Origin of the sequence: Kribbella solani (genome assembly GCF_014205295.1) — a bacterium.
Taxonomy (GTDB): Bacteria; Actinomycetota; Actinomycetes; order Propionibacteriales; family Kribbellaceae; genus Kribbella; species Kribbella solani.
In genome coordinates, this window is sequence record NZ_JACHNF010000001.1 from 4540610 (window position 1) to 4563368 (window position 22759).

At 67.1% G+C, this 22759-nt stretch carries 22 protein-coding genes; 12 read left to right on the plus strand and 10 right to left on the minus strand.

Annotated features, from left to right (window positions below; all coding sequences use genetic code 11):
* The first annotated feature begins 12 nt into the window (after nt 1–12).
* The 8 genes from HDA44_RS20655 to HDA44_RS20690 all read left to right on the plus strand — a co-directional run bounded on the left by HDA44_RS20655 (nt 13) and on the right by HDA44_RS20690 (nt 7998).
* Nucleotides 13–1200: an ROK family transcriptional regulator gene (locus tag HDA44_RS20655; RefSeq protein ID WP_184836846.1), complete on the plus strand. Its 1188-nt coding sequence runs from the start codon at nt 13–15 to the stop codon at nt 1198–1200.
* A 12-nt stretch (nt 1201–1212) separates the two neighbouring features.
* Nucleotides 1213–2535 (plus strand): ABC transporter substrate-binding protein, encoded by a 1323-nt coding sequence (locus tag HDA44_RS20660; RefSeq protein WP_184836848.1) that lies wholly within the window; start codon nt 1213–1215, stop codon nt 2533–2535.
* Nucleotides 2532–3458, plus strand: a complete 927-nt coding sequence (locus HDA44_RS20665) for a carbohydrate ABC transporter permease (protein ID WP_184836850.1) — start codon at nt 2532–2534, stop codon at nt 3456–3458. Before HDA44_RS20660 ends, HDA44_RS20665 begins: the two co-directional genes overlap by 4 nt.
* Complete coding sequence (locus HDA44_RS20670; protein WP_184836852.1) at nt 3455–4339, plus strand: carbohydrate ABC transporter permease; 885 nt, start codon at nt 3455–3457, stop codon at nt 4337–4339. The genes HDA44_RS20665 and HDA44_RS20670 overlap by 4 nt, the downstream gene beginning before the upstream one ends.
* On the plus strand, nt 4336–5592 hold the full coding sequence (locus tag HDA44_RS20675; RefSeq protein WP_184836854.1) for a 6-phospho-beta-glucosidase: 1257 nt from the start codon (nt 4336–4338) through the stop codon (nt 5590–5592). Before HDA44_RS20670 ends, HDA44_RS20675 begins: the two co-directional genes overlap by 4 nt.
* The gene (locus tag HDA44_RS20680; protein WP_337906194.1) at nt 5580–6584 is read left to right on the plus strand and encodes an N-acetylglucosamine kinase; all 1005 of its coding nucleotides are present in this window, start codon (nt 5580–5582) and stop codon (nt 6582–6584) included. The genes HDA44_RS20675 and HDA44_RS20680 overlap by 13 nt, the downstream gene beginning before the upstream one ends.
* Before the next feature lie 237 nt (nt 6585–6821).
* The gene (locus HDA44_RS20685) at nt 6822–7418 is read left to right on the plus strand and encodes a hypothetical protein (protein WP_184836856.1); all 597 of its coding nucleotides are present in this window, start codon (nt 6822–6824) and stop codon (nt 7416–7418) included.
* A gap of 40 nt (nt 7419–7458) precedes the next feature.
* Entirely contained in the window at nt 7459–7998 is a 540-nt protein-coding gene (locus tag HDA44_RS20690) for a hypothetical protein (protein WP_184836858.1), read from the plus strand.
* Nucleotides 7999–8063: 65 nt separating this feature from the next.
* Here HDA44_RS20690 and HDA44_RS20695 read toward each other — a convergent pair whose 3' ends face one another.
* Entirely contained in the window at nt 8064–8939 is an 876-nt protein-coding gene (locus tag HDA44_RS20695; protein ID WP_184836859.1) for a mechanosensitive ion channel family protein, read from the minus strand.
* Between the two features lie 237 nt (nt 8940–9176).
* On the opposite strand from HDA44_RS20695, the gene HDA44_RS20700 reads away from it, so the two are divergent.
* Entirely contained in the window at nt 9177–9632 is a 456-nt protein-coding gene (locus tag HDA44_RS20700) for a GNAT family N-acetyltransferase (protein ID WP_184836861.1), read from the plus strand.
* Here the strand turns inward: HDA44_RS20700 and HDA44_RS20705 are convergent.
* The 3 genes from HDA44_RS20705 to HDA44_RS20715 are packed head-to-tail and all read right to left on the minus strand — an operon-like array spanning nt 9619 to nt 13225.
* Nucleotides 9619–10494, minus strand: a complete 876-nt coding sequence (locus HDA44_RS20705) for a neutral zinc metallopeptidase (protein WP_184836863.1) — start codon at nt 10492–10494, stop codon at nt 9619–9621. The genes HDA44_RS20700 and HDA44_RS20705 overlap by 14 nt on opposite strands.
* A gap of 1 nt (nt 10495) precedes the next feature.
* Nucleotides 10496–12097: a neutral zinc metallopeptidase gene (locus HDA44_RS38615; RefSeq protein ID WP_184836865.1), complete on the minus strand. Its 1602-nt coding sequence runs from the start codon at nt 12095–12097 to the stop codon at nt 10496–10498.
* Between the two features lie 33 nt (nt 12098–12130).
* Nucleotides 12131–13225 carry a neutral zinc metallopeptidase gene (locus tag HDA44_RS20715; protein ID WP_238352504.1) on the minus strand — a complete coding sequence of 365 codons (1095 nt, stop codon included), beginning with the start codon at nt 13223–13225 and terminating at the stop codon, nt 12131–12133.
* A 373-nt stretch (nt 13226–13598) separates the two neighbouring features.
* Here HDA44_RS20715 and HDA44_RS20720 point away from each other — a divergent pair, with 373 nt between their 5' ends.
* The 3 genes from HDA44_RS20720 (at nt 13599) to HDA44_RS20730 (ending at nt 15876) form a co-directional block, all read left to right on the plus strand.
* Nucleotides 13599–14021, plus strand: a complete 423-nt coding sequence (locus tag HDA44_RS20720; protein WP_184836869.1) for a hypothetical protein — start codon at nt 13599–13601, stop codon at nt 14019–14021.
* 81 nt (nt 14022–14102) lie between these two features.
* Complete coding sequence (locus tag HDA44_RS20725; RefSeq protein ID WP_184836871.1) at nt 14103–14654, plus strand: TetR/AcrR family transcriptional regulator; 552 nt, start codon at nt 14103–14105, stop codon at nt 14652–14654.
* Nucleotide 14655: 1 nt separating this feature from the next.
* Nucleotides 14656–15876 (plus strand): FAD-dependent monooxygenase, encoded by a 1221-nt coding sequence (locus HDA44_RS20730; RefSeq protein WP_184836873.1) that lies wholly within the window; start codon nt 14656–14658, stop codon nt 15874–15876.
* On the opposite strand, the gene HDA44_RS20735 is transcribed toward HDA44_RS20730, so the two are convergent.
* The 6 genes from HDA44_RS20735 to HDA44_RS20760 form a co-directional block, all read right to left on the minus strand.
* Nucleotides 15873–16691, minus strand: coding sequence for an aminoglycoside 3'-phosphotransferase (locus HDA44_RS20735; RefSeq protein ID WP_184836875.1), 819 nt, complete (start codon nt 16689–16691; stop codon nt 15873–15875). The genes HDA44_RS20730 and HDA44_RS20735 overlap by 4 nt on opposite strands.
* Nucleotides 16672–18147, minus strand: a complete 1476-nt coding sequence (locus tag HDA44_RS20740; protein WP_184836877.1) for an arylsulfatase — start codon at nt 18145–18147, stop codon at nt 16672–16674. The genes HDA44_RS20735 and HDA44_RS20740 overlap by 20 nt, the downstream gene beginning before the upstream one ends.
* Before the next feature lie 117 nt (nt 18148–18264).
* Nucleotides 18265–19257 (minus strand): LacI family DNA-binding transcriptional regulator, encoded by a 993-nt coding sequence (locus HDA44_RS20745; protein ID WP_202887464.1) that lies wholly within the window; start codon nt 19255–19257, stop codon nt 18265–18267.
* A 16-nt stretch (nt 19258–19273) separates the two neighbouring features.
* Nucleotides 19274–20149 carry a carbohydrate ABC transporter permease gene (locus tag HDA44_RS20750; RefSeq protein WP_184836879.1) on the minus strand — a complete coding sequence of 292 codons (876 nt, stop codon included), beginning with the start codon at nt 20147–20149 and terminating at the stop codon, nt 19274–19276.
* Nucleotides 20146–21099 (minus strand): ABC transporter permease, encoded by a 954-nt coding sequence (locus tag HDA44_RS20755; protein ID WP_238352505.1) that lies wholly within the window; start codon nt 21097–21099, stop codon nt 20146–20148. Before HDA44_RS20755 ends, HDA44_RS20750 begins: the two co-directional genes overlap by 4 nt.
* A gap of 3 nt (nt 21100–21102) precedes the next feature.
* Entirely contained in the window at nt 21103–22725 is a 1623-nt protein-coding gene (locus HDA44_RS20760) for a substrate-binding domain-containing protein (RefSeq protein WP_184836880.1), read from the minus strand.
* Nucleotides 22726–22759: the final 34 nt, after the last annotated feature.

Consider the following 22759-nt stretch of genomic DNA (forward strand, 5'->3'; position numbering starts at 1 on the left):
CAGGGTTGGCCCATGGCAACGACACCCGGAACGCCGCGCCTGCTGCGCGCGATGAACGACCGCGCCGCCCTGGACCTGCTGCTCAGCCAGGGCCCGCTCTCCCGCACCACGCTGGGCAACCTGACCGGCCTGTCCAAGCCGACCGCGTCGCAGCTGCTGGCCCGGCTGGAAGCGGCCGGCCTGGTCCGCCCGAGCGGCACCACCGAGGGCCGGCCCGGCCCGAACGCGCAGCTGTACGAGATCAACGGCGGCATCGCGCACGTCGCCGGGCTGGACGTCACGCCGACCCGGATCCGGGCCGCCGTCGCGGACCTGACCGGCAACGTGATCGGCCACTACGAGCTGGCCACGCCGGGCCGCAGCGCCAAGGGCACCGTCGACCGGGTCCTGAAGGCGATCGAGGGCGCGGCCGGCGACGCGGGCCTGGACCGCGAACGGCTGCGCCGGGTCTCGATCGGTACGCCAGGTGGGTTCGACCCGACCACCGGCCGGCTGCGGTACGCGACCCACCTGCCCGGCTGGCACGCGCCGCATCTGCTCGACGAACTGGCGGCCGCGATCGCCGTACCGCTCGAGGTCGAGAACGACGTGAACCTGGCCGCGATCGCCGAGCAGCGGGTCGGGCACGCCGTCGGCAGCGACAACTTCGTGCTGCTCTGGGGCGAGGAGGGCATCGGCGCCGCGATCGTGGTCAACGGCCGGCTGCACCGTGGTGCGACCGGTGGCGCGGGCGAGGTCGCCTTCATGCCGCTGCCCGGTACGCCGCTGGTCCGCGACGTCGGCCGCAACAACGCCGGCGGTTTCCAGGAGCTCGCCGGTGGGGAACCGGTCCTCGAACTGGCCCGTGAACACGGCCTGAAGGCGCGTACGCCGGAGGCCGCGATCGTCGCCGCGCTGCAGACCGAGGGCGCCGGCGACGCCGTCCTCGCCGAGTTCGCGCACCGGCTCGCGGTCGGTCTGGCCGCGATCGTCGCGGTCGTCGACCCGGAGCTGATCGTGCTCGCCGGTGGCGTCATCACCGCCGGCGGTGAACGCCTGCGCGGCCTGGTCCAGGACGAGCTCGCCGACCTCGCCGTCCCCCGGCCGCGGTTGCTGATGACCGCGATCAGCACCGACCCGGTGCTCTCCGGAGCGCTGCAGTCCGCCCTCAGCACCACCCGAGACGAAGTCTTCGACACCGCAGGTCCACCGATCACCTAGGAGAACGAACGGATGCACTCCCTGACCCGTGCCGTCATCGGCACCGCCGCGGTCGCCCTCTTGGCGACGGCCTGCACCGGTACCTCGAACGCGCCGCAGGCCACCGACGATGCCACCAAAGACGTCAGCATCACCTTCTGGCACGGGTGGAGTGCCCCGAGCGAAACCGCGGCGATCGCCGCCAACGTGAAGGCCTTCGAGGCCAAGCATCCGAACATCCACGTCAAGGTCGTCGGGAACATCAACGACGACAAGATCAAGCAGGCACTCCGGGCCGGCGGCACGAACGCCCCGGACGTGGTGTCCTCGTTCACCACCGACAACGTCGGTACGTTCTGCGCGTCGAAGGTCTTCAGCGACCTGAAACCGTTCCTGGACAAATCCGGGATCGAGCTGGACAAGACGTTCCCGAAGCCGCTGCAGGACTACACGCGGTTCCAGGGCAAACGCTGCACCTTGCCGCTGCTGAACGACGCGTACGGCCTGTACTACAACAAGGATGCGTTCAAGGCCGCCGGAATCACCGCGCCGCCGAAGACGTTGTCCGAATTCGACCTGGTCGCCAAAAAGCTGACCAAGCCCAACGGCGACACGTACGCCCAACTCGGCTTCATGCCGAACTTCCACGGGTACGAATCGACCACGTCGCACTTCGCGGCGCTGTGGAATCCGACGTACTTCACGCCTGACGGCAAGTCCAATCTGGCCAAGGACCCGGCGTTCGCGAACATGCTGAGGTGGCAGAAGGGCCTGGTCGATCAGCTCGGTGGGTTCGCGAAGCTGGAGAAGTACCGCGCGACCTTCGGTGACGAGTTCGGCGCGAAGAACCCGTTCCACACCGGTCAGGTCGCGATGACGATGGACGGCGAGTGGCGGCTGGGCATGGCCCGCGACGCGGGCGTGAAGTTCGACATCGGCGTCGCGCCGTTCCCCGTACCGGATGACCAGGCGGACAGCTACGGCAAGGGATACCTGTCCGGCACGGTGATCGGGATCGCCAGTACCAGCCAGAAGCAGAACGCGGCCTGGGAGCTGGTGAAGTTCATGACCACCGACACCGACGCCGTGGTCAGCTTCGCGAACGCCATCCACAACGTGCCGTCCACACTGGACGCACTCAAGTCCCCCAAGCTCACTGCCGACCTGAAGCCGTTCCTCGGCATCGCCCAGCACCCTCGGAGCAGCACCACACCGGCCAGCCCGAACGGTGGGGCGTACCAGTTGACGTTGCAGGACTTCGGTTACGCCTACGAGGCCGGCAAGGTCACCGACCTGGCCGCCGGCCTGGCCAAGACCGACGTGCAGATCGACAAAGACCTGGCGCAGGCGAAATGACTCTCCGGCAGAAACACCGCCGGGAGACGCTGCGCAACCTCGCTTTCCTGTCACCGTGGCTGATCGGTGTCAGCGTCTTCTTCCTGTACCCGCTGGTGTCGACCGTCTACTTCAGCTTCATGAAGTACGACGGCTTCACCCCGCCGACCTGGAACGGCCTGAAGAACTGGCAGTACGTCTTCACCGACTACCCGTTCTTCTGGCCGGCGCTACGGAACACACTGTGGCTGGTTGTCGTGATGGTGACGCTCCGGGTGCTGTTCGGTCTTGGCATCGGCATGCTGATCACCAAGGTGAAGACCGGCGCCGGCTTGTTCCGTACCGCGTTCTACCTGCCGTACCTGGCCCCGCCGGTGGCTGCGACGATGGCGTTCGCGTTCCTGCTCAACCCGGGCACCGGTCCGGTAAACAACATCCTCGGCAGCATCGGACTGCCACAGCCAGGCTGGTTCAACGACCCGAACTGGTCGAAGCCGGCGCTGACGATGCTGGCGCTGTGGGGCATCGGCGACCTGATGGTGATCTTCATGGCGTCGCTGCTCGACGTACCACAGGAGCAGTACGAGGCGGCCTCGCTGGACGGAGCAGGTGCCTGGCAGCGGTTCCGGTTCGTGACTCTGCCGAACATCTCGCCGATCGTACTGTTCGCCGTCGTCACCGGTGTCATCCAGACGATGCAGTACTACACGCAGCCGCTGGTGGCAGGGAAGGTCGCCAGCGGCGTGATCGGCAGTTCGGGACAGCAGTTCGAGCCCGGGTACCCGGAGAAGTCCACGCTGACACTGCCGCAGCTGGTGTACCACCTGGGCTTCCAGCGGTTCGACACCGGCGGTGCGTCCGTGATCGCACTCGTGCTGTTCGTACTGGCGATGGTGTTCACCGGGTTCCTGATGCGTTCGATGAGTGAGAGGAGTACGGCATGACCGCGACAGCTATCACCTCCGCTGTCCCGTTGACCTCGGCGGCCCGCACTGCACGCCGTACGCGTTTCCTCCAGTGGGTTGGGGTGCATGCACTCGCTATCGCGGCGGCGCTGTTCTTCGTACTCCCCTTTGTGTTCATCTTCCTCACCGCGCTGATGAGTGACCAGCAAGCACTCACCCGCAACCTGTGGCCGGACAGCTGGCACTGGGAGAACCTGCGTACGGTCTGGGAGACACCGGGCTTCCTGACCTGGTGGAAGAACACTCTGATGTACGCCGTACTCGGCACCGCGCTCACGTTGGTTTCGAGCATCCCTGTCGCGTACGCGCTCGCCCGGTTCAGCTTTCGCGGCCGGAACGTCGTACTGATGCTGGTGATCGCCACGATGATGCTGCCGCCGCAGGTGGTGATCGTGCCGATGTACCTGTTCTGGGCGAAGCAACTGCACCTGTCCGGGACGCTGTGGCCACTGATCATCCCCATGGCGTTCACCGACGCGTTCTCAGTGTTCCTGCTCCGTCAGTTCCTACTGACGATTCCGAAGGACTACGTGGACGCCGCGAAGGTGGACGGGTGCGGTGACTTCACTGCGCTGCTCCGGATCATCCTGCCCATGGCCAAGCCGGCTATCGCGGCAGTAGCGCTGTTCCAGTTCTTCTACTGCTGGAACGACTACTTCGGACCGCAGATCTACGCCAGTGAGAACCCGGCCGCCTGGACGCTGAGCTACGGCCTGGAGTCCTTCAAGGGCGCGCACCACACCAACTGGAACCTCACCATGGCAGCCACGTTGCTGGTGATGGCACCGGTCATCGTCCTGTTCTTCTTCGCGCAAAAGGCCTTCATCGAAGGCGTCACACTTACAGGGGTCAAAGGATGAAACTCACGGTCGTCGGTGGGGGCTCCACGTACACACCCGAGCTGGTCGACGGGTTCGCCCGGCTGCGGGACACGTTGCCGGTGTCGGAGCTGGTGCTGGTCGACCCAGCGCCTGACCGGCTGGAGCTGGTTGGTGGACTGGCGCGGCGGATCTTCGCCAAACAAGGCCATGCGGGCCGGGTGGTCACCACCTCCGATCTGGACGCGGGGATCGACGGCGCGGATGCCGTACTGCTCCAGCTGCGTGTCGGTGGACAGGCAGCACGCAACGAGGACGAGACCTGGCCGCTGGAGTGCGGTTGTGTCGGTCAGGAGACGACCGGCGCAGGTGGTCTCGCGAAAGCGCTGCGGACAGTGCCCGTCGTACTGGACATTGCTGAGCGAGTGCGGCGTACCAATCCGAACGCCTGGATCATCGACTTCACCAACCCGGTCGGCATCGTGACCCGGGCGCTGCTGTCACACGGGCACAAGGCAGTGGGGTTGTGCAATGTGGCGATCGGCTTCCAGCGACGGTTCGCAGCGATGCTGGGCGTACAGCCAGAGGAGGTGTCACTCGACCACGTCGGGCTGAACCACCTCACCTGGGAGCGCGCCGTCCGCGTCAACGGCGAGGACAAGCTGCCGCAATTGCTGCAAGAGCACCTGCCGGAGATCTCGGACGACCTGCACATCCCGTCTGGCGTAGTGCAGCAGCTAGGCGTCGTTCCGTCGTACTACCTGCGCTACTACTACCAGCACGACGAGGTGGTGCGGGAGCTGCTCACGAAGCCTTCACGAGCTGCTGAGGTCGCTGCACTGGAGAAAGAGCTGCTGGACATGTACGCCGATCCGCAGCTCGACGAGAAGCCCGCTCTGCTCGAACAGCGCGGCGGCGCCTACTACTCGGAGGCGGCCGCCGCACTCGCATCCTCGCTGCTGAACGACACCGGAGACATACAGGTTGTCAACACGCTCAACAACGGCGCCTTCCCGTTCCTGCCCGATGACGCTGTCATTGAAGTACCGGCAACGGTCAACGCACAGGGCACAACACCGGAGCCGGTGTCCCCGCTAGAGCCCCTGTACGCCGGGCTGGTCACACATGTGACGGCGTACGAGGACCTGGCGTTGGAGGCTGCCGTGAAGGGTGGATCAGAGCGTGTTTTCCAAGCGCTGCTGGCGCATCCACTGGTCGGTCAGATCTCTCTGGCGCAGGAGCTGACGGACAAGCTGCTGGCGCACAACAAGGCGTACCTGCCGTGGGCGCGCTAGTACCGGGCGGCGTGCTCGCCTTCGACGCCGGTAACAGCAAGACCGACGTCGCGCTGGTCGCCGCGGACGGCACAGTGCTTGGTACGGCACGAGGGGGCGGGTTCGAACCACAGAAGGTCGGTGCGGAGGCCGCAGTGACCGGACTGGCGCCGCTGGTACAGGCAGCCGCCGCACAGGCCGGACTGCGGGTCGGGGACGTGCCGCTGGTGCAGCAGCTCTCCGCCTGTCTGGCGAACGCTGACCTACCGGTTGAGGTGGAGGAGCTGACCGGTGTGTTCGAGCGGCGCGGCTGGGCGGAGTCTGTGTACGTCACCAACGACACGTTCGCGCTACTGCGGTCCGGAGTGGACGAACCGCGTGGTGTCGCGGTGGTATGCGGTGCGGGGATCAACTGCTCCGGCATGCTGCCAGACGGGCGGACTGCTCGGTTCACTGCACTAGGAACGCTGACCGGTGACTGGGGCGGCGGTGCGCAACTGGCTGAAGAGACGTTCTGGGCAGCGTCCCGTGCCGAGGACGGACGAGGCCCTGCGACCGCACTGCTCACTGCACTCCCCCTGCACTACGGGAAGCCGTCGCTGAGCGCGGTGATCGAGGCACTGCACTTCGGTGAGCTGTCAGCCGATCAGCAACTGGAGGCCGCGCCGGTACTCTTCCAGGTCGCGGCCGCTGGTGACGCCGTTGCCCTGGGCATCGTTCAGCATCAGGCCGAAGAGATCGTTGCGATGGCAGTCAGTGCGCTCAACCGCCTCGACCTACTCGGCGAGCGCGTCACCGTGGTTCTGGGCGGTGGCGTACTGACAGCAGGGCATGCCGTTCTGCTGGATCGTGTCACCCGCCTGCTGGCCGAGTACGCACCAAAAGCAGTGCCTCGGGTGGTGGATGTACCTCCTGTAGTAGGTGCCGCGCTACTTGGCCTGGACCACACTGCTGCCGGCGCAACAGCTCAGGCCCGGCTACGAGCCGCGTTCGCACCTCCACCAGCAGCCTGACGCGAGTGACGGCCCGGTACACACCGGGCCGTCTTTGTGTTGCGACCCTGTTTCAGCTCGAACTCTCGCCGACCAGGTGGCGTCCCACGAGTAGCAGCACATTTACTCGGGAGGTCGATGATGATTCGAAAGATTATGGGTCTCGGCGCTACCACGGCACTCGCGGTCACCGGACCGCTGGTACTCACGGGCGCCGCGCCGGCCAATGCCAGCACGACTGCAAGCACATGCAACCGCATGGCACCTGTGACGAACCTGTCAGCCGTGGCGTACGCCGACCGACTCGTACGCGCATGGGGCAGCGGTGACACCGCGGCGGCAAACTGCTACGCGTCTGCGACGACGTCACGCGCGCTGTTCGGTCAGGCCTCACCTGGTGGCATCCACTGGCGTCGCGTATCCACTGAAGGCGCCGCCGGGACGATCTACGTGACGTACCACGACGATGCGCGTGGCGGGAACCTGACAGTCGGCGTACAGAACGTCGGACTGCGGTCAGCCGGTGGCTGGCACGCCGCGTCCACAGCCCGGTTCAGCAACGAGCCGAAGGCGTGGAACGCGGTGCAGTGGTCCGACAACCTGGTCCGGGCCTGGGGCCGCGGTGATGCGAAGTGGACGGCGTACTACGCGACGCCGGCTGCTGTCCGCACGCTCCACGGCGTGCCGACGACCAACAGTGCGCACTGGACCCGGATCGGCTCCGAAGGCGCGGCCGGCACCACGTACGTGACCTATCGGAACGACGTCACCCGGCACACGCTGGTGATCGGCGTATCGAACGTCGGCCTGTCGCAGGGCGATGCGCACGCCGCGTACACCGTTCGGTACCACTGACCGACTTGAGTAGATTCCGTTTCGGTGTAATCATGATTACATGAGTACGAAGACCGAGCAGGAAAAGGTGCGGGGCTGGCTGACCGGGCGGTTGCCGGGCGACTGGTTCGAGGGTGAGACCGAGCTGTCGATCGACCGGGACGAGATCCTGATCGTCGGCCGGATCCCCGCACCGAAGCAGGACAAGGATGTCAGCGCCGCCGAGCGCTCCGCGGCCGAGGCCGGCCGGATCAAGCAGTTCCGCGAGGACACCCGCGAGCACCGGATCGACATCGCCCGCGAGCTCGAGCACGCCGCCCGGCGAAAGGTCGCCTGGGGAGTCCAGTGCGGTGAGACCACCACGGTCTTCACCTCCCTCTCCGCCCCGGTGATGACCCGCCTCCGCCAGCCCGAGCGCCAGGTCCTGGACACCCTGGTCGACGCCGGCGTAGCCCGCTCCCGCAGCGACGCCCTCGGCTGGTGCGTAAAACTCGTCGCCCAGCACAGCGAAACCTGGCTGGCCGACCTACGCGAAGCCATGACCAAGGTCGAAGACGTCCGCCGCGCCGGCCCCGACGGCACGCCGGACAAGGCGGAGTAGCAACAGGCGACGGGCGGCAACCCGATCGGGATTGCCGCCCGTCTTGAGGAGAGACGTAGTGCTGGTTACTGGCCCTGTTGCCAGTTGCCGTTCTGCTGGCTGCCGTTGGACCACTGACCGGAGCTGTGTGCCGGGTGCTGCTCGGGCTGGGTCGGCTGCTGGTAGCCGCCCTCGTAGTTCCCCTGGTAGCCGCCCTGCGCCGGGTACGCGGCCGTACCGTTCGAGCCAGTGGCGTTCGCACCGGTCCCGTTCGAGCCCGTTCCGTTCGAGCCGGTTGCCGGCTTGTTCATCGTTTCGCGGGAGAACACGTTGTTCAGCGCGCGGCCGGCCATCTCGCGACCCCCGAGGCCGAAAGCGAGACCGAGCGCGAGCGCGGCACCGGCGAGCACGATCAGCAAGGTGTTGCCGGTCAGCTGAACCGCGACGCCGAGCTGGGTCAGCGCGGCGAAGGCGGCGTACACCAGGATCGCGTAGCGGCCGACCTTTGCCAGTGTCTCGTTACCGGTGGCACCGCGGATGATCGCGGCCAGGAAGTTCGCGAACAGCGCGGCCAGGCAGACGATCACGATCGCCGCGAAGATCCGCGGGATGTACGCCAGCATGTCGCTCATGAACGTCGAGATCTCCGGCACCCCGAGCGCGGAGGCGAACATCGTGAAGCTGATCAGGAAGACGAACCAGAACACGACCTTGCCCAGCATCGCCGACGCGGTCAGCCCCGTGCCCGACCGTTGCAGCACGCCGGAGACGCCGGCCCGTTCCATCCACTGGTCGAATCCGACCCGGCCGAGCAGTTTGCCGACGAGTTTCCCGAGCACCTTGGCGACGAAGTAGCCGATGACCAGGATGACCAGTCCACCCAGCAGATTCGGGATGAACGACAAAAGTTTGCTGAAGGCATCTTCGAAGGGTTGAGTGAAGTTGATAGCTAACGCTGTCATCGGATGACCTTTCCGGACTGGGCCCGCATCCGCTGCCGCGCAGGACTGCACACGACCCCGGCACACGGGCGGATGCAGTGGTGTCCAGTATGACCCGTACCCTCCGATGCCGGAGGCAAACAGCCGGTGACGGCGAGGCGGACTACGAAAGGTGTTTGCGTAAGGCAATCACCGTTCCCCTGGATAGCTGATTACCCCGCCCGCTGAACCGATTCAGCGATTTGCGATGCTTGCCCCGTGAACAATCTGGACATCCGCCGCGCCACCGCCGGCGACGTGGCCGGGATCGTCGCGATGATCGCCGACGACCAGCTCGGCGCCACCCGTGAGTCGACCGACGACCTGGCCCCGTACCTGCAGGCGTTCGACCGCATCGACGCCGACCCGAACCAGCTGCTGGTAGTTGCCGAACGCAACGACGAGTTGGTCGGTACGCTCCAGCTGACGATCATCCCCGGCCTGTCCCGCCGCGGTTCGTCCCGCGGCCTGATCGAAGCGGTCCGCGTCGCCGCCACCGCCCGCGGCGAAGGCCTCGGCAGCACCCTGATCCGCTGGGCGATCGACGAGTCCCGCACCCGCGGCTGCACCCTGGTCCAACTCACCTCGGACAAGACCCGCACCGAAGCCCACCGCTTCTACACCAACCTGGGCTTCGAAAACACCCACGAAGGCTTCAAACTCAAGCTCCGGTAACACTCTTGGCCGGCGCCGCCCAGGTCCTGCACCCACCCGGCCCGGCCGCCCGGAACGCCTGCCGCAACCACCGATCGAAGTTGCTCAGCTCGGGATCCGACCTGTCATAGCCGCCGTGCCCGTAGTGATCCAGCCGCTCCCCACGAATCCGCAACGACGCCCGGTTCGCACCGAAGAACGCCGCCGCGAAGCAGTGCGCCTGCATCTCGCTCCGGTTCACCTCGGTCTGCCGCGCCGCCTCCGGCACTACCCCGTACCGAACGGCATAGTCATCCGAGATCCCGGTCAGCCACTGCACGTGGTGGCCGTACTCGTGCGCGATCAGGTACTGCACGGACGCTCGGCCGGCCTCCTGACGGTACGACTCCTTGACCACATACTCCGGCCAGTTGAAGTAGATGCCGCGATCGTCGTCGCAGTAGACGCCGAAGGTTCCCTCCTCCATCACCCCGCAGGCGGTTTTGCTGCCGGTCGGGGACGAGTGCACCGCGCCCGGTGGTACGAAATCGAAGCCCGCCCGGCTGATCACCGGCGCCCAGGCTCTGTCCAGACAGGCGACGAAGGCGGTGGCATACCGGATCATGGTTCGCTGATCCACCAGCTTCGCTGTCGGCAGAGAGCAGGTGACAGCGGCGATTCGGCCGGCCCGGTAGAGGGGGTTGTGCAGCAGGAACTCGTCCTTGATCGGCTCCGGACGCCGAACGGTCCGCCCAGACGGCTCAAGCGGCGGCGCGTACGTAGGCACGGACGTCGGCGTGGTCGACGGACCCGAATCCAGGCCCGACCGCGTACATCCACTGACACCCAGCATCGCCACCACACCGGCAAGCACCAGCACGCCACGCACCTGCGCAGCGATCACCTCAACTGACCCGTTCGGCCGACGCGGTGAACGTGTTGCAGGAGCCGGGGTTGGTGGTGTTGAAGGCAGGTTCGGCCCAGACCCAGTGGTTCTTCCGGGAACCGTGGTCGCGCACCTTCTTCGGGTTGTACTCGTCGCCGCTGTGCTGCACCTCCCACTCCCAGAGATCCAGTTTCCGCCCGGTCAGGCCGAGCGCCTTCTTGTTGGCGCCGAGGAAGGCGGCACCGAAGCAACCGGCCTGGAGCTCCAACCGGCGGCTCCACTCCAGCTCCTCCGCCTTCGTCTTCGCCCATCCGGCGCGGGAGTCGGCGGCGGTGAGCATCTCGGTCAGGTTCTGTACGTGGTGGGCGTACTCGTGCGCCATCGTGTCGATCATCCACACCCGCGCGGCGGTCGGCTCGTCCTTGTAGTACTTCAGGTCCTTCTTCCAGCTGACGTAGATGCTCTCGTCGGCCGGACAGTAGAACGCGACGTTGAGTTCACCGGTACAGCTGGACGAAGTGGACTGGTTCGTCTGCAGAACCACCTTCGGCGCCCGGAACGGATAGCCGGACCTCTTCAGCACCGGTGCCCAGGCGTTGTTCAGGCAAGGCAGGAGGGCCTTGTAGTACCGCAGGATCTCGGACTGGGACTGTGGTTTGATCGCCGGTTCCTGGCAGCTGACCGACGCGACCTTGCCGGAGGTGTAGATCTTGTTCTTCTGCAGGCGGACCAGGTCGGGGATGCCGGGGACGGTTACGGTGACGGTGGGGTCGGGGAGGGTGGGGATGGGGGCTTGGGATTTGCGTACGGAGGGCTGGGCGAGGGGGTTGTCGACGCGGCTGCCGTAGGAGTCGATGAGTTTTACGCCGGCGAAGGTTGCGCCGGTGAGCATGATCAGGACCAGGGCGGTGAGGGCGCCGACTACCTTGCGGGAGTGGTGGCGTGGGGGTTTCACCGGTGGTGGTGTGGAGCTGTACTGGGCGCCGGCGCGGGCGCGGTCGGTGGGCCAGGCGGCGGATCGGGACGGGTCGGCCGACCAGGTGCTGGACGGCGACTGGCCGGTCTGCCAGCCAGTGCGCCCGGACGGGTCGGTTGGGCGGGCGCCGTTGCGGGCGGCTGTGGTGTGCCAGCCGGTTGGGCGGGCGCCGCCGGCGCGGCGGGTGCCGGTGAGCGGGGTCTGCGGGGCATCCGTCAGCGGCGCGACCGGCGGACCGGTGTACTCGCTGGTGGTACCGGGTTCGGTCGGGAGCGGTCGCGCTTTGCGGCGGACCGGCGAGTCCTCCACCGCAACCGAACGCGCCCGCCCGAGAGAACCGGCTTGACCACCACTCAGAACAAGCGGCTGCGACCCAGCAGACGACGACCCACCGCCAACACCGGCACCGCCGGCACCGACATCAGCACCAGCACCAGCACCAGCACCGCCGACCCCAGCACCGCCGGCACTGACACCAGCACCAGCACCGGCGCCAACACCGGCACCAGCGCCGGTGTCGGCGCCGGTGTCGGCGCCGGTGTCGGCGCTGGTGTCGGCGCCGGTGTCGGCGCTGGTGTCGGCGCCGGTGTCGGCGAGGGAGTGGTCTGGTGCTGGTGAACCGTCCTCGGCGACATCCTCAGACACCGGCTGCTCCCATCCTTCTCAACTTCATGTGGTTCAGCTGACTTTCGTGGGGGCGGCGGTGAAGGTGTTGCAGGCGGCTGGGTTGGTGGTGGTGAAACCCTGGTTGATCCACGCCGCCAGGCTCTTGCTCGAACCGTGGTCGCGGACCTTGTCCTTGGCGTGTTCGTCGCCGCCGCGCTGGATCAGGCCGTTCCACTGGTTCAGCAGTTCGCCCTGGAGCGGGAAGCTGGCCCGGGCCGCGCCGAAGAACACTCCGCCCAGGCAGTACGCCTGCAGCGCCGCGCGCCGATCCTGTTCCAGCTCGGCCGCCTTGTTCGCCGCGGTGTCACCGAGGTTGTCCGACGCCGCCGCCATCCCGGCCAGATTCTGGACATGGACGCCGTACACGAAACCGAACGACTGCGCCATCTCCGCGCGGACCGCCGCCTTGTGCTTCGGGTAGTCCTCGACCACGTTCTGCCAAGGCATCGTCGCGCTGCCGCCTTCCTCGTCCTGGCAGTACAGCGCGAGGTCCTTCTGTACGCCGCACGCCGTCTCCTCGCCCTCGTCGAAGACGATCAGCCGCGGCGAGCGGAACTCGAACCCGGCCTTGACAACGATCGGCTGCCAGGCCTTGTCCATGCACGCGATCAGCGCCTGGTAGTACGAGCGAACATTCTCCTTTGACGTCGGCCGGAACGCCGGTTCCTGGCATTTCATCACCGGCATCTTCCCGGCCGCGTACAACGGGTTCCTCGCCACGATGTCGGCGTCCGGGGTGGCCTTGGTGGCCGGCTCGTCGGTCTTCGGCGCGTCGCTGGAACGGACCGACGGCGTACCCAGCGGGCCGGCGATCGAGCCGTCGTAGTTCGACAGCATCTTGACGCCGAAGGTGACGCCGCCGCCGACGAGCAGCAGCGCGGCGACGACCATCATCACGATCAGGCCCTTGGACCGCTTCCGCGGGTCGAAGGGAATCGGCTCCGGGTGGAACACCTCGCGGTACGCGGCCGCGGCCCGGTCGCCGTCCGGCGGCGGGCCGAGCCGGCTGCCGGAGAGCGTCGTCCGCTTGGAGTCGATCCGGGTCCCGGTCAGCTGCGGCGGCGCCGCCGGCGCGTCCCCACCCAGCCGCGGCGTCGGCGCCCGCAACGGAGCCGACCCACCACCAGTCCCGCCGGTGGCGGTGCCGCCCGGCTGCCGCGTCCCCGCCGGGCCCTGCTCGCCCCCAGGAAGACCCGCGTCTCCCGAAAGACCTGCGCCTCCTGGAAGGAAGTGTCCAGGCTTGGGTGCCGGCTTGTCCGCCATGACTTTCCCGTTTCTCCCCAGTACCGGTCGGTCGCCGGTCCCACCCATCACCAGAAAGGCCGGTACACCCCCAGTGCCGGCCGAGCCAGATATTACGGCCTGGACCGGCATCCGAAAACCGGGTTGCAGCTATTGACACCGTTTCGCGACCGCGCTCGTACGCACCGCGTCCGCCCGGCTACCCGATCCGGCACCGTTGGCTGGCATGCTGGACCCCATGAGCTGGGCTGTCTATGCGGTGCGTGGGCCAGGGGGCGTTCGGCGCCTCGACGATATGCCGGTCGACTACCAGGCGCCTTCGGTCGGGACGGTGGCCGACGTGGTGGCGACGGTACGGGAAGTAGTGCCGGAGGTGGACACCAGCCGCCCGTCCTGGCTGACGTTGCGGAGTCCCGAGTACGACGTCGAGATGACGATCGGCAAGGGGGTCGAGGTCCGCGACATCACCTTCTACCTGAACGACGGGCCGCGGTCGATCCCGATCGTGATGGAGATCAGCCGGCGGCTCGGCGTCACGCCGTACGACACCGAGTCCGGCGACTTCCTGACCGAGGAGTCGCGGCCGCCGGTACCGCCGCCGATGACGCCGGACGAGATCAAGATGAACAAGCCGAAGTGGTGGAAGTTCGGCCGCAAGTAACCCCGGCCGGGTTGCTCGGCCGTTTACTCGCGGAGTACGATCAGGACGATCGTACAGGACGATCGCCCTGGAGGATTTCGAATGGCTCCGACCGCACAACATGGTCAGGAAGTACGGCAACGGTTGCTGGCCGCCGCGGCGGAGCTGATCCCGGAGCGCGGCTGGACAGCCGTCAGCACGCGCGTCCTGGCCGATCGCGCCGGCGTGACCCCGAGCGTGGTGCACTACCACTTCAGCTCGATCCAGGACGTACTGACCGAGGCCGCCGTCGGCGCGATGCATCAGGTGCTCGCGGCGACCGATGAGCTGTTCACCGCCGCGATCACCCCGGCGGCCGGTGTCGACGCGATGCTGGCGTCGGTCGAGCAGTACGACGGCAGCGATCCGATGTCGCTGCTGTTCACCGAGACGTACTTGGCCGCGACCCGCGACGAACAGCTCCGGGAGGGGATCGCCACCCTGGTCACGGACTTCCGTGCCCGGGTCAGCGACTGGCTGACGATCCATCAGGTCGCCGAGCCGGCCGCGACCGCCGCGGTCCTCGCGGCGACCATCGACGGGCTGCTCCTGCACCGAAGTCTGGTGCCGGAGTCGCCTGCCCTGACCACCGTTCTCCGAAGGTTGGTGAGGTGAGATGCACGCGATCATCTGCGGTGCCGGGATCACCGGGCTGGCGCTGGCGAACCGGTTGTCCACGCTCGGCCACGACGTGACCGTTCTCGAACGCAGCCCCGCGCCGCGCGCGCAGGGGTACATGATCGATTTCTTCGGTCCCGGGTACGACGCGATCCGCGCGATGGGCCTGCTGCCCGCGCTCGAGGAGGTCGCGTACCACGTCGACGAGGCCGTCTTTGTCGATGAACAAGGCCGGCGCCGTGGGGCGATCGGCATCAGCGAGTTCGCGTCGGGCGATCTGGCCAGCGTGATGCGCCCGGACCTCGAACAGCTCCTGCGCGAGCATCTCCCCGCCGGTGTCGACCTCCGGTACGGCGCGACGCTCACCACAGTCACGCCCCGCAGGAAGGGGACGAGGGTCACGCCGGTCGACGACGTGCGGGGCGGACCGGTGGACGGGGTGCGGGTTGGACTGGCGGACGGCTCTGCCTTGGAGGCGGATCTGTTGATCGGTGCCGACGGCATCCATTCCGCTGTTCGCCGGCTGGTGTTCGGGCCCGAGGACTCGTACCTGCGGTTCCTCGGTTTCCACACCGCCGCGTACAGCTTCGACGCGCCCGGCATTCATGACGCGGTCGGCGGCCGGTTCTGCATGACCGACACGATCGGCAGCCAGTTCGGCTTCTATGCGTTGCGCGACGGCCGGGTGGCGTCGTTCGCCGTGCACCGGACACCCGACCCGACCATGCCTACCGATCTGCAAGCGGCGATCAAGTCGGCGTACGCGGGCCTCGGCTGGGTCGTACCCGAAGCGCTCGCACACTGCCCCGGCGACGAGAACATCTACTACGACCAGGTCGCGCAGATCGTGATGCCGCGGTGGAGCTCCGGCCGGGTCGTACTGACGGGGGATGCGTGCGGCGCGGTGTCACTTCTTGCCGGGCAAGGCGCCTCGCTCGGCATCGCCGGGGCGTACGTGCTTGCCGACAAACTCACCAATGCACCGACAATCGAGGACGCTCTCCGCGAGTACGAGCAGGTGTGGCGTCCGGTCGTCGAAGAGAAACAGAAGACCGGACGGTCGGCGGCGCGCTGGTTCCTCCCCGGCTCGCGCACCGAACTCGTGGCCCGGCGGTTGTTACTCCGGGTCCTCCGAACACCAGGCCTACGCAGCCTGCTCCCAGCCGCAATAGGCGGCAAGCCCACCACCCTGATCCACGACCTCGAACCGGCGCGTTAACCCCAGGTCAAGGGGTCGAGGAGGCGGTGGAAGTGGAGGCGGCGGTCGTCGGGGCTGGGGAGGCCGTACGCCTCGAGGAACGGCGCTGGGTCGATTGACCATTCGTCCTGGAGCTGGATGGTGGTGAGGGCGAGGTCGACGTAGCGGTCGGCGACGCCGAGTCGGCCGAGGTCGATCAAGCCCGTGACTTCGAGCGTGTCGGGGTCGAAGAAGATGTTCGGGAGACAGGCGTCGCCATGGCAGACAACCGGTTCCGAACGACTCTCGATATAGGGGCGCTCAGCAACTACTTGGGCGAGCAGCTCGCTGGGTTCGAGCAGGCGCCATTCGTCGGTCAGAAAGTCCGGGTTCACCGCGCCCCGGCGGACCACGTCGGTCGCTGTCGCGACGATCGAATCCAGAGGCCGCTCGAACGGGCAGCCGGTCAACGCGTGCAGATCCCGAAACACCCGCCCAAGACTCACCATCGCACGCTCGTAAGAGGCCGGTGGAAGGGCATCACCCGGCACACCTGGCACGGCCGAGGTGACCAAACACGCTCCACCGGTGGTAGCGAGGGCTCCGCGCGAGGATGACGTCGCAGGTTCCCCGAGCGCGGGCGCGGGCGCGGGTGGTGCGGATTCCAGCCAGTCGACGACTGTTGCTCCTGGCAACCCGGTGCCGGACAGCCAGCTGGTTCGGTCTCGTTCGGCGACCAGGTCGGCTACTCCGGACGGGTCGCAGCACTTGGCGAACAGGTTGCCGCGACGGTAGACCTTCGTGGCGGACTCGCCGACTTCGACGAGGGTCCAGTCGTCACCTGGTGGCGTCTGCAATTCGTCTCCTGGTGTGTTCGAGGATCGCGGTGACCGGCCGCCCGGTGACCAAGTCTCCGTCCGCGACGAAACCTTCCTCGCGCCCGGTCAGGTCCTGGATCAACCGCGACCGCCACAGCTCGCGGAGGTCCGGCCGGGCGGAGACCAGGTTGTGCAGCTCGCCCGGATCCGCGTCGAGGTCGAACAGTTGCTCAACCCCACGCGCCGACCCCCACACGTACTTGATCTTCCCGTCAGTCACCCACTGTAGAGACTGCTCAAAATGCAGATGCTCGCCGTGCAACCACTCCCGCACCGGCCCATCGGCCGAGCCGCGCAGGTACGGCGCCAGCGACTGCCCGTCCACCGACGAAGGCACCGGCACCCCGGCCAGGTCCAGCAACGTGGGCATCAGGTCCCGCAGTTCGACGACATGATCGACCACCTCGCCTCGCGAAGCACCTCCGGCAGCAGGACGATCCGCGACGATGAACGGCACCCGCGCCGACCCTTCGTACGGCACCGACTTCCGGAACATCCGGTGGTCGCCCATCATCTCGCCATGATCGGACGTGAACGCGATGATCGTGTCGTCGTACACCCCGAAGTCGACCAGCGCCTCGCGAATCCGGTTGATCTGCAGGTCGATCTGCGCCATCAGCCCGTAGTACCCGGCCCGGGCCCGATGCACGACCCGGTTCGGCAGATCGCCGATCGACGCCTGATAGTCCCCGTCGTGCCGGAACTCGTCCCAATCACCTTCCCAGTCCCCGAGCTCCCGTTCGTACGCCGGCAGCGCGTTGTACTGGTCGTACGCCCAGGCCGGCGGATCGTACGGCGGGTGCGGCCGATGGAACGACAGGAACAAGAAGAACGGCCGGGACGGATCCCGCCGGTACAACCATTCGATCGTCTGGGTCCCGATCCAGGACGTCGGATGCAGTTCCTCGGCCTTGTCCCACGGTCGCGCGACCACGGAATTGCAGTTCACCCCGTGATCGAAATACTCCGCATCCGGCGAAACCCCAGGCTGCCGCCGCAACCACGGCACATAGTCGTCGAAGAACCCGAACTGCTGCCGATGCGACCGCCGGGCGTGATGCAGAAACCCGTCGTGCAGAACGACGTCGTCGAACCCGAGCCGCGCCCGCTCCGGCCAGACATGCATCTTCCCGATCGCCTGCGTGTGGTACCCGGCCCGCCGGAACTCACCCTGCACGGTCACCGGATGCGCGTCGTCGAACGGCACTCCGTCGGTGTACCCGACCCGCCCGTGCCGTTCCTGCGACTGCCCGGTGAACAAGGCAACCCGCGCCGGTACGCAGGTAGGCGTCGCCGAGTACCCGCGGCTGAACCGCACGCCGTTCCGCGCCAGCTCGTCGAGATGCGGCGTCTCGACGTACGGGTGCCCGGCGCACGACATCGCATCACCGCGCCACTCGTCGACACAGATGAGTACGACATTCGGCCTGGTCATGGGGCCTCCCGGCCTGGACTGAGGAGTGGAGGGAGCGAAGCGACTGGAGTGACGAGGGAAGGCCGGGAGTCACAGCCCCATGACCCGCGGCGCCGGAGGCGTCGCATATGTACAGGCTCAAGAGGACTCCCGGACGAGTAGTTGCCATGGGAAATCGAAGACTTCGCCCGGCGCGCCCTCACGGTCGGTCAGTCGGCCGACGATGATGCCGGCCAGCGCGTCGTTGAAGTCCACCGGCCCGACCGTAGACAACGACGGGTCGAGCCGCTCCCCCTCCGGCGTGTTGCCGACGCCGATGACGGCCAGCTCCCGCGGTACGTCGATCCGCAGCCGGTGCGCCGCCCGGACCGCGGCGATCGCGGCGAAGTCCGTCGTGCAGTAGATCGCGGTCGGCCGATCCGGCCGGGTCAGCAGCGCCATCGCCGCCCGGTACGCGCCCTCCGGATGCTGCTCGAAGATCTCGATGTCCTCGGCCCGGACCGGCCGGCCGGCGGCGCGGAGCGTGTTCACGTACGCGTCGAAGCGGGCGAACCCGTTGGTGCGGGAGGTCAGCGCGCCGACCCGCTCGTGCCGTTCGAGCAGGTGCTGTACGGCGAGATGGCAGCGCGGCTCGGCGCCGGACCGGATCACGTCGAAACCCTGCGGTTCAAGGGTTTCGCTGAACGCCACGATCTGCACGCCCTGCGCCGCGAACGCTTCCAGCTCGGCGACCTGTTCCGGCTCCGGCTTGACGCTGTCGATGAAGATCACGTCCGGCGTCCGGTTCGCCAGCACCGTACGCCAGTCGCCGTCCGCGACGATCAGCGCGGTCTTGCCGAGCGGCGACACGGCCGTACTGACCGTGGCCGCGACCGCCTGCGACCACGGGTCGGCGAGATAGCTGAGCGACAGCAGCACCAGGTCCGACTTGCCGGTACGGATCGCGCGCGCCGCGTCGTTCCGCCGGTAACCGAGCCGGGAGGCAGCCTCCCGGACCCGGTCCGCGGTGGAGTCCTTGATGGTGTGACTGCGATGCCGTCCGGACAGCACGTACGACACGGTCGCGACCGAGACCCCGGCTTCCTTCGCCACCATCCGCAGCGTCGGCCGCTCAGCCAAAGGTGAGGACATGAGCAGAGCTTACGGCTTAGCCCTTGACGGCGCCGGTGATGACGCCCTTGGTGAAGTGCCGTTGCAGGAACGGGTACACCATCGCGATCGGCACCAGCGCGACGACCACGACGGCCATCTGCAGGGACTGCGGTTGCGGCAGCGGTTCCACCCCGAGCTGGTCCGCCGACAGCGACTTGCCCTGCAGTACGTACGTCCGCAGGATCACCTGGACCGGCCACTTGGACGTGTCGTTCAGGTACAGCAGCGCGTTGAAGAACGCGTTCCAGAACCCGACCGCGTAGAACAGCCCGACCACCGCGATCACCGCCTTCGACAGCGGCATGATGATCTGCCGGAGGATGGTGAAGTCGCTCGCGCCGTCGATCCGAGCGCTCTCCAGCAACTCACCCGGCACGTTCATGAAGAACGTCCGCAGCACGACGAAGTTGAACGCGCCCAGCGCCCCGGGCAGGATCAGCGACCACAGGCTGTCCAGCAGTCCGAGCTGCTTCACCACCAGGAACATCGGGATGATGCCCGGCGCGAACAACAGCGTGAACAGCACCATCAGCAACACCGGCCGCCCGAACAGAACGGGCCGCGAGGTCGCGTACGCCAGGGCGATCGTCACCGCGAGCGCGATCGCCGTACCGACCAGCGTGACGAACACGCTGACCATGATCGCCCGTCCCATCAGGCCACCACTGAAGAGCGTCTGGTACGCCTTCAAGGTCGGATGCGACGGCCACAGTACGTACCCACCGGCGTCGATGATGTCCTTGTCGCTGGCCAGCGACGTGGAGATCACGACCAGGATCGGTACCACGATCACCAGCGCGAACCCACCAAGGATCACCGCCTTGATCGCCTGGTACCCCGGCGACGGATTCTCTTTCCATACGGGTCTCATGAGCGCCTCTGGAAGATTCCCGGCTCACCGAGCCGATGAGCGAGCGAGTTCGCGCCCCACAGCAACAGCGCGCCGACCACACCCTTGGCCAGTCCGGCCGCGGCGCCACTGCTCCAATCGCCGCCGACCACGCCGGCGTAGTACGTGAACGTGTCGAGCACTTCGGCCGCGCCCGGTCCGACCGAGTCGCGTTGCAGGATGAACTGCTCGAAGCCGACGCTGAGGATGTCACCGATCCGCAGGATCAGCAGCAGCACGATGACGGTACGCAGCGACGGCAGGGTGATGTGCCACATCCGCCGCCAGCGCCCGGCGCCGTCCGCCGCGGCCGCCTCGTACAGCGAGACGTCCACGGTGGTCAGCGCGGCCAGGAAGATGATCATCGCCCAGCCCGCGTCCTTCCAGATCAGCTGCGCGACCACGAGCAGCGGGAAGGTGTCCGGGTTGGTCATGAACGGGATCGGGTCCAGCCCGGCCTGCCGGAGCAGGTTGTTGATGAACCCTGCCCCGCCCAGGGACTGCTGGAACAGCGTCACCACCAGCACCCAGGACAGGAAGTGCGGCAGGTACGCGATCGTCTGGAACCACCTGCGCAGCCGGTTGCTGACCAGCGAGTCGACGATCAGCGCCAGCCCGATCGGTACCGGGAAGAACAGCAGCAGCTGAACTCCGGCGAGCAGCAACGTGTTCCGTAGCGCATCCCAGAAGTCCGGGTTGTCGTACAGGCTGATGAAGTTCGTGAAGCCGTTCCACTCGCTGTGCATGATGCCGAGGTACGGCTGGAAGTCCTGGAACGCGACCACGTTGCCGAGCACCGGCAGGTAGAAGAACGCCAGCAGGAACAGCACGCCCGGGATCATCAGCAGCACCATCTGCCAGTCCCGCCGCCATTTGGCGGCGAGGGGCAGACCGCTGCTCACCTGCTTCTTCGAAGCGGTTCGTTTCAGCATCACTCAGGACCCGGTGACCGGAACGCTCGACGGCAGCACGGCGGCGAACTCGTCGCGCATCTTGTCACCGCCACCGGACTTCCACCGCTTCAGCGCGGCGTCGTACGCGTCCAGCTTCTGCCGGCCGGTGACGATGTCGATGATGGTGTCCCGGAACGCGGCGGTGATCTTCGGGCCGAGCTTGCTGCTGGTGTCGGAGTACGTGCCCGCGGTCGGATTCCGCATCGCGTACTTCAGCAGCTCCTGCTCGGTCGCGTAGATCTTCTTCGTGTCGTCCGGGAAGGCCGGGTTGAAGATCACGCTCTCCGGCGCGTTCATGATCTGCAGCGCGCTGACCAGACCCGGCGCCTGCTGCGTACCCGCCTTGGTCAGCACCGGGTTCTTGTTCGCGTCCAGCTGGTACTGCTGCCCCTGCACGCCGAAGTTCTTGACCAGGTACTCCTTGGTCCCGAACGGCGCGGACAGGTAGTCCATCAGCGCGAGCAGCTCGCGGATCCGGCCCTCGTCCGCCTTCTTGAACGGGGTGAACCCGACGGTGCCGTAGCCCATGTCGTACACCGGCTTGGCCTTGCCGTCGTGACCGAACGGGATCATCGTGTCCACGAACAGCGTCGGGTCCAGGTTGCGGAAGTCGGCGGTCCCACGCGGACCGACCACCACCTGCGCGGCGATCTGGCCGTTGACGGTCTTCGGGGTGGCGTCGGCCAGGTTCAGGTCCGGGTAGAAGACCTTCGCGGCCCAGAGCTTCGCGGCGTACTCGACCGCGGCCTTGTAGTTGTCGGTCTCGTACAGGTGGGTGAGCGACCGGTCCTGGTTGACCCGCCAGGTGTTCGGCGCGCCGAACCATTCGCCGAACATGTGCAGCATGTTGATGATGGCCGGCTCGAGCGCGTAGTTCGTACCGTTGCTGAGCTCCTTGCACTTGGCAAAGAACTCGTCGGCGGTCCTGCACTGCAGGCCGCCGACCTTCGCCCAGGTCTTCGGGTTGCCCATCATCACCTGGCCGAACGGCGTGGACGGGATCGGCGCGCCCCAGATCTTCCCGTTCACCACCGCGGTCCGCCACGAGGCCGGCTTCAGCGCGGCCAGGTTCGGGTACTCCAGCACCGCGTCACCGGACAGGTACGTGGTCAGGTCCTGGAACTTCGCCTCCAGCATCGGCCCGATGTTCGGGATGCCCTGGTTCGGCGGCAGCCACATCAGGTCCGGCAGCGAGTCGCTGGCGAGCAGCGTGGCGAACTTCTCCGGGTAGCCCGGGTCGGTGCCGATGGTCAGCCGCAGCTCGGCGCCGAGCGCCTGGTTCAGTGACTGCCACATCGGGTTGCTGCCCATCGGTGGCGGCGGCGTCGCGAACGTCTCCGTCAGCGCGGTGACCGCGTTCTTCAGCGGGGGCGCCTTGACGCTGGCGACCGCGTCCGCCGGGAACTTCAGGAAGCCGGGCTCCAGACCGGACTCGGCCCCGGGCAGATCCGGGCGCAAGCCCTCGAACGCCTTGTACGTCGGCAGCTTGAGTTCGCTGGATGCCTTCGCGCCTCCGCTCGACGCACCGCCGTCACCACAGGCCGCGAGGGTCGAACCCGCTACCGCCGCACCGGTTACCTGCAGAAACCGCCGCCGACTGATCATAGCTGCTCCAAGTTTCGAAGAAGTGCTCACTAAC

Excerpts from the sequence above, each read along its gene's own strand:
- HDA44_RS20655 (WP_184836846.1), top strand. The coding sequence starts at position 13 with ATGGCAACGACACCCGGAACGCCGCGCCTGCTGCGCGCGATGAACGAC.
- HDA44_RS20660 (WP_184836848.1), top strand. The coding sequence starts at position 1,213 with ATGCACTCCCTGACCCGTGCCGTCATCGGCACCGCCGCGGTCGCCCTC.
- HDA44_RS20665 (WP_184836850.1), top strand. The coding sequence starts at position 2,532 with ATGACTCTCCGGCAGAAACACCGCCGGGAGACGCTGCGCAACCTCGCT.
- HDA44_RS20670 (WP_184836852.1), top strand. The coding sequence starts at position 3,455 with ATGACCGCGACAGCTATCACCTCCGCTGTCCCGTTGACCTCGGCGGCC.
- HDA44_RS20675 (WP_184836854.1), top strand. The coding sequence starts at position 4,336 with ATGAAACTCACGGTCGTCGGTGGGGGCTCCACGTACACACCCGAGCTG.
- HDA44_RS20685 (WP_184836856.1), top strand. The coding sequence starts at position 6,822 with ATGGCACCTGTGACGAACCTGTCAGCCGTGGCGTACGCCGACCGACTC.
- HDA44_RS20690 (WP_184836858.1), top strand. The coding sequence starts at position 7,459 with ATGAGTACGAAGACCGAGCAGGAAAAGGTGCGGGGCTGGCTGACCGGG.
- HDA44_RS20695 (WP_184836859.1), bottom strand. The coding sequence starts at position 8,939 with ATGACAGCGTTAGCTATCAACTTCACTCAACCCTTCGAAGATGCCTTC.
- HDA44_RS20720 (WP_184836869.1), top strand. The coding sequence starts at position 13,599 with ATGAGCTGGGCTGTCTATGCGGTGCGTGGGCCAGGGGGCGTTCGGCGC.
- HDA44_RS20725 (WP_184836871.1), top strand. The coding sequence starts at position 14,103 with ATGGCTCCGACCGCACAACATGGTCAGGAAGTACGGCAACGGTTGCTG.
- HDA44_RS20730 (WP_184836873.1), top strand. The coding sequence starts at position 14,656 with ATGCACGCGATCATCTGCGGTGCCGGGATCACCGGGCTGGCGCTGGCG.
- HDA44_RS20740 (WP_184836877.1), bottom strand. The coding sequence starts at position 18,147 with ATGACCAGGCCGAATGTCGTACTCATCTGTGTCGACGAGTGGCGCGGT.
- HDA44_RS20745 (WP_202887464.1), bottom strand. The coding sequence starts at position 19,257 with ATGTCCTCACCTTTGGCTGAGCGGCCGACGCTGCGGATGGTGGCGAAG.
- HDA44_RS20750 (WP_184836879.1), bottom strand. The coding sequence starts at position 20,149 with ATGAGACCCGTATGGAAAGAGAATCCGTCGCCGGGGTACCAGGCGATC.
- HDA44_RS20755 (WP_238352505.1), bottom strand. The coding sequence starts at position 21,099 with ATGCTGAAACGAACCGCTTCGAAGAAGCAGGTGAGCAGCGGTCTGCCC.
- HDA44_RS20760 (WP_184836880.1), bottom strand. The coding sequence starts at position 22,725 with ATGATCAGTCGGCGGCGGTTTCTGCAGGTAACCGGTGCGGCGGTAGCG.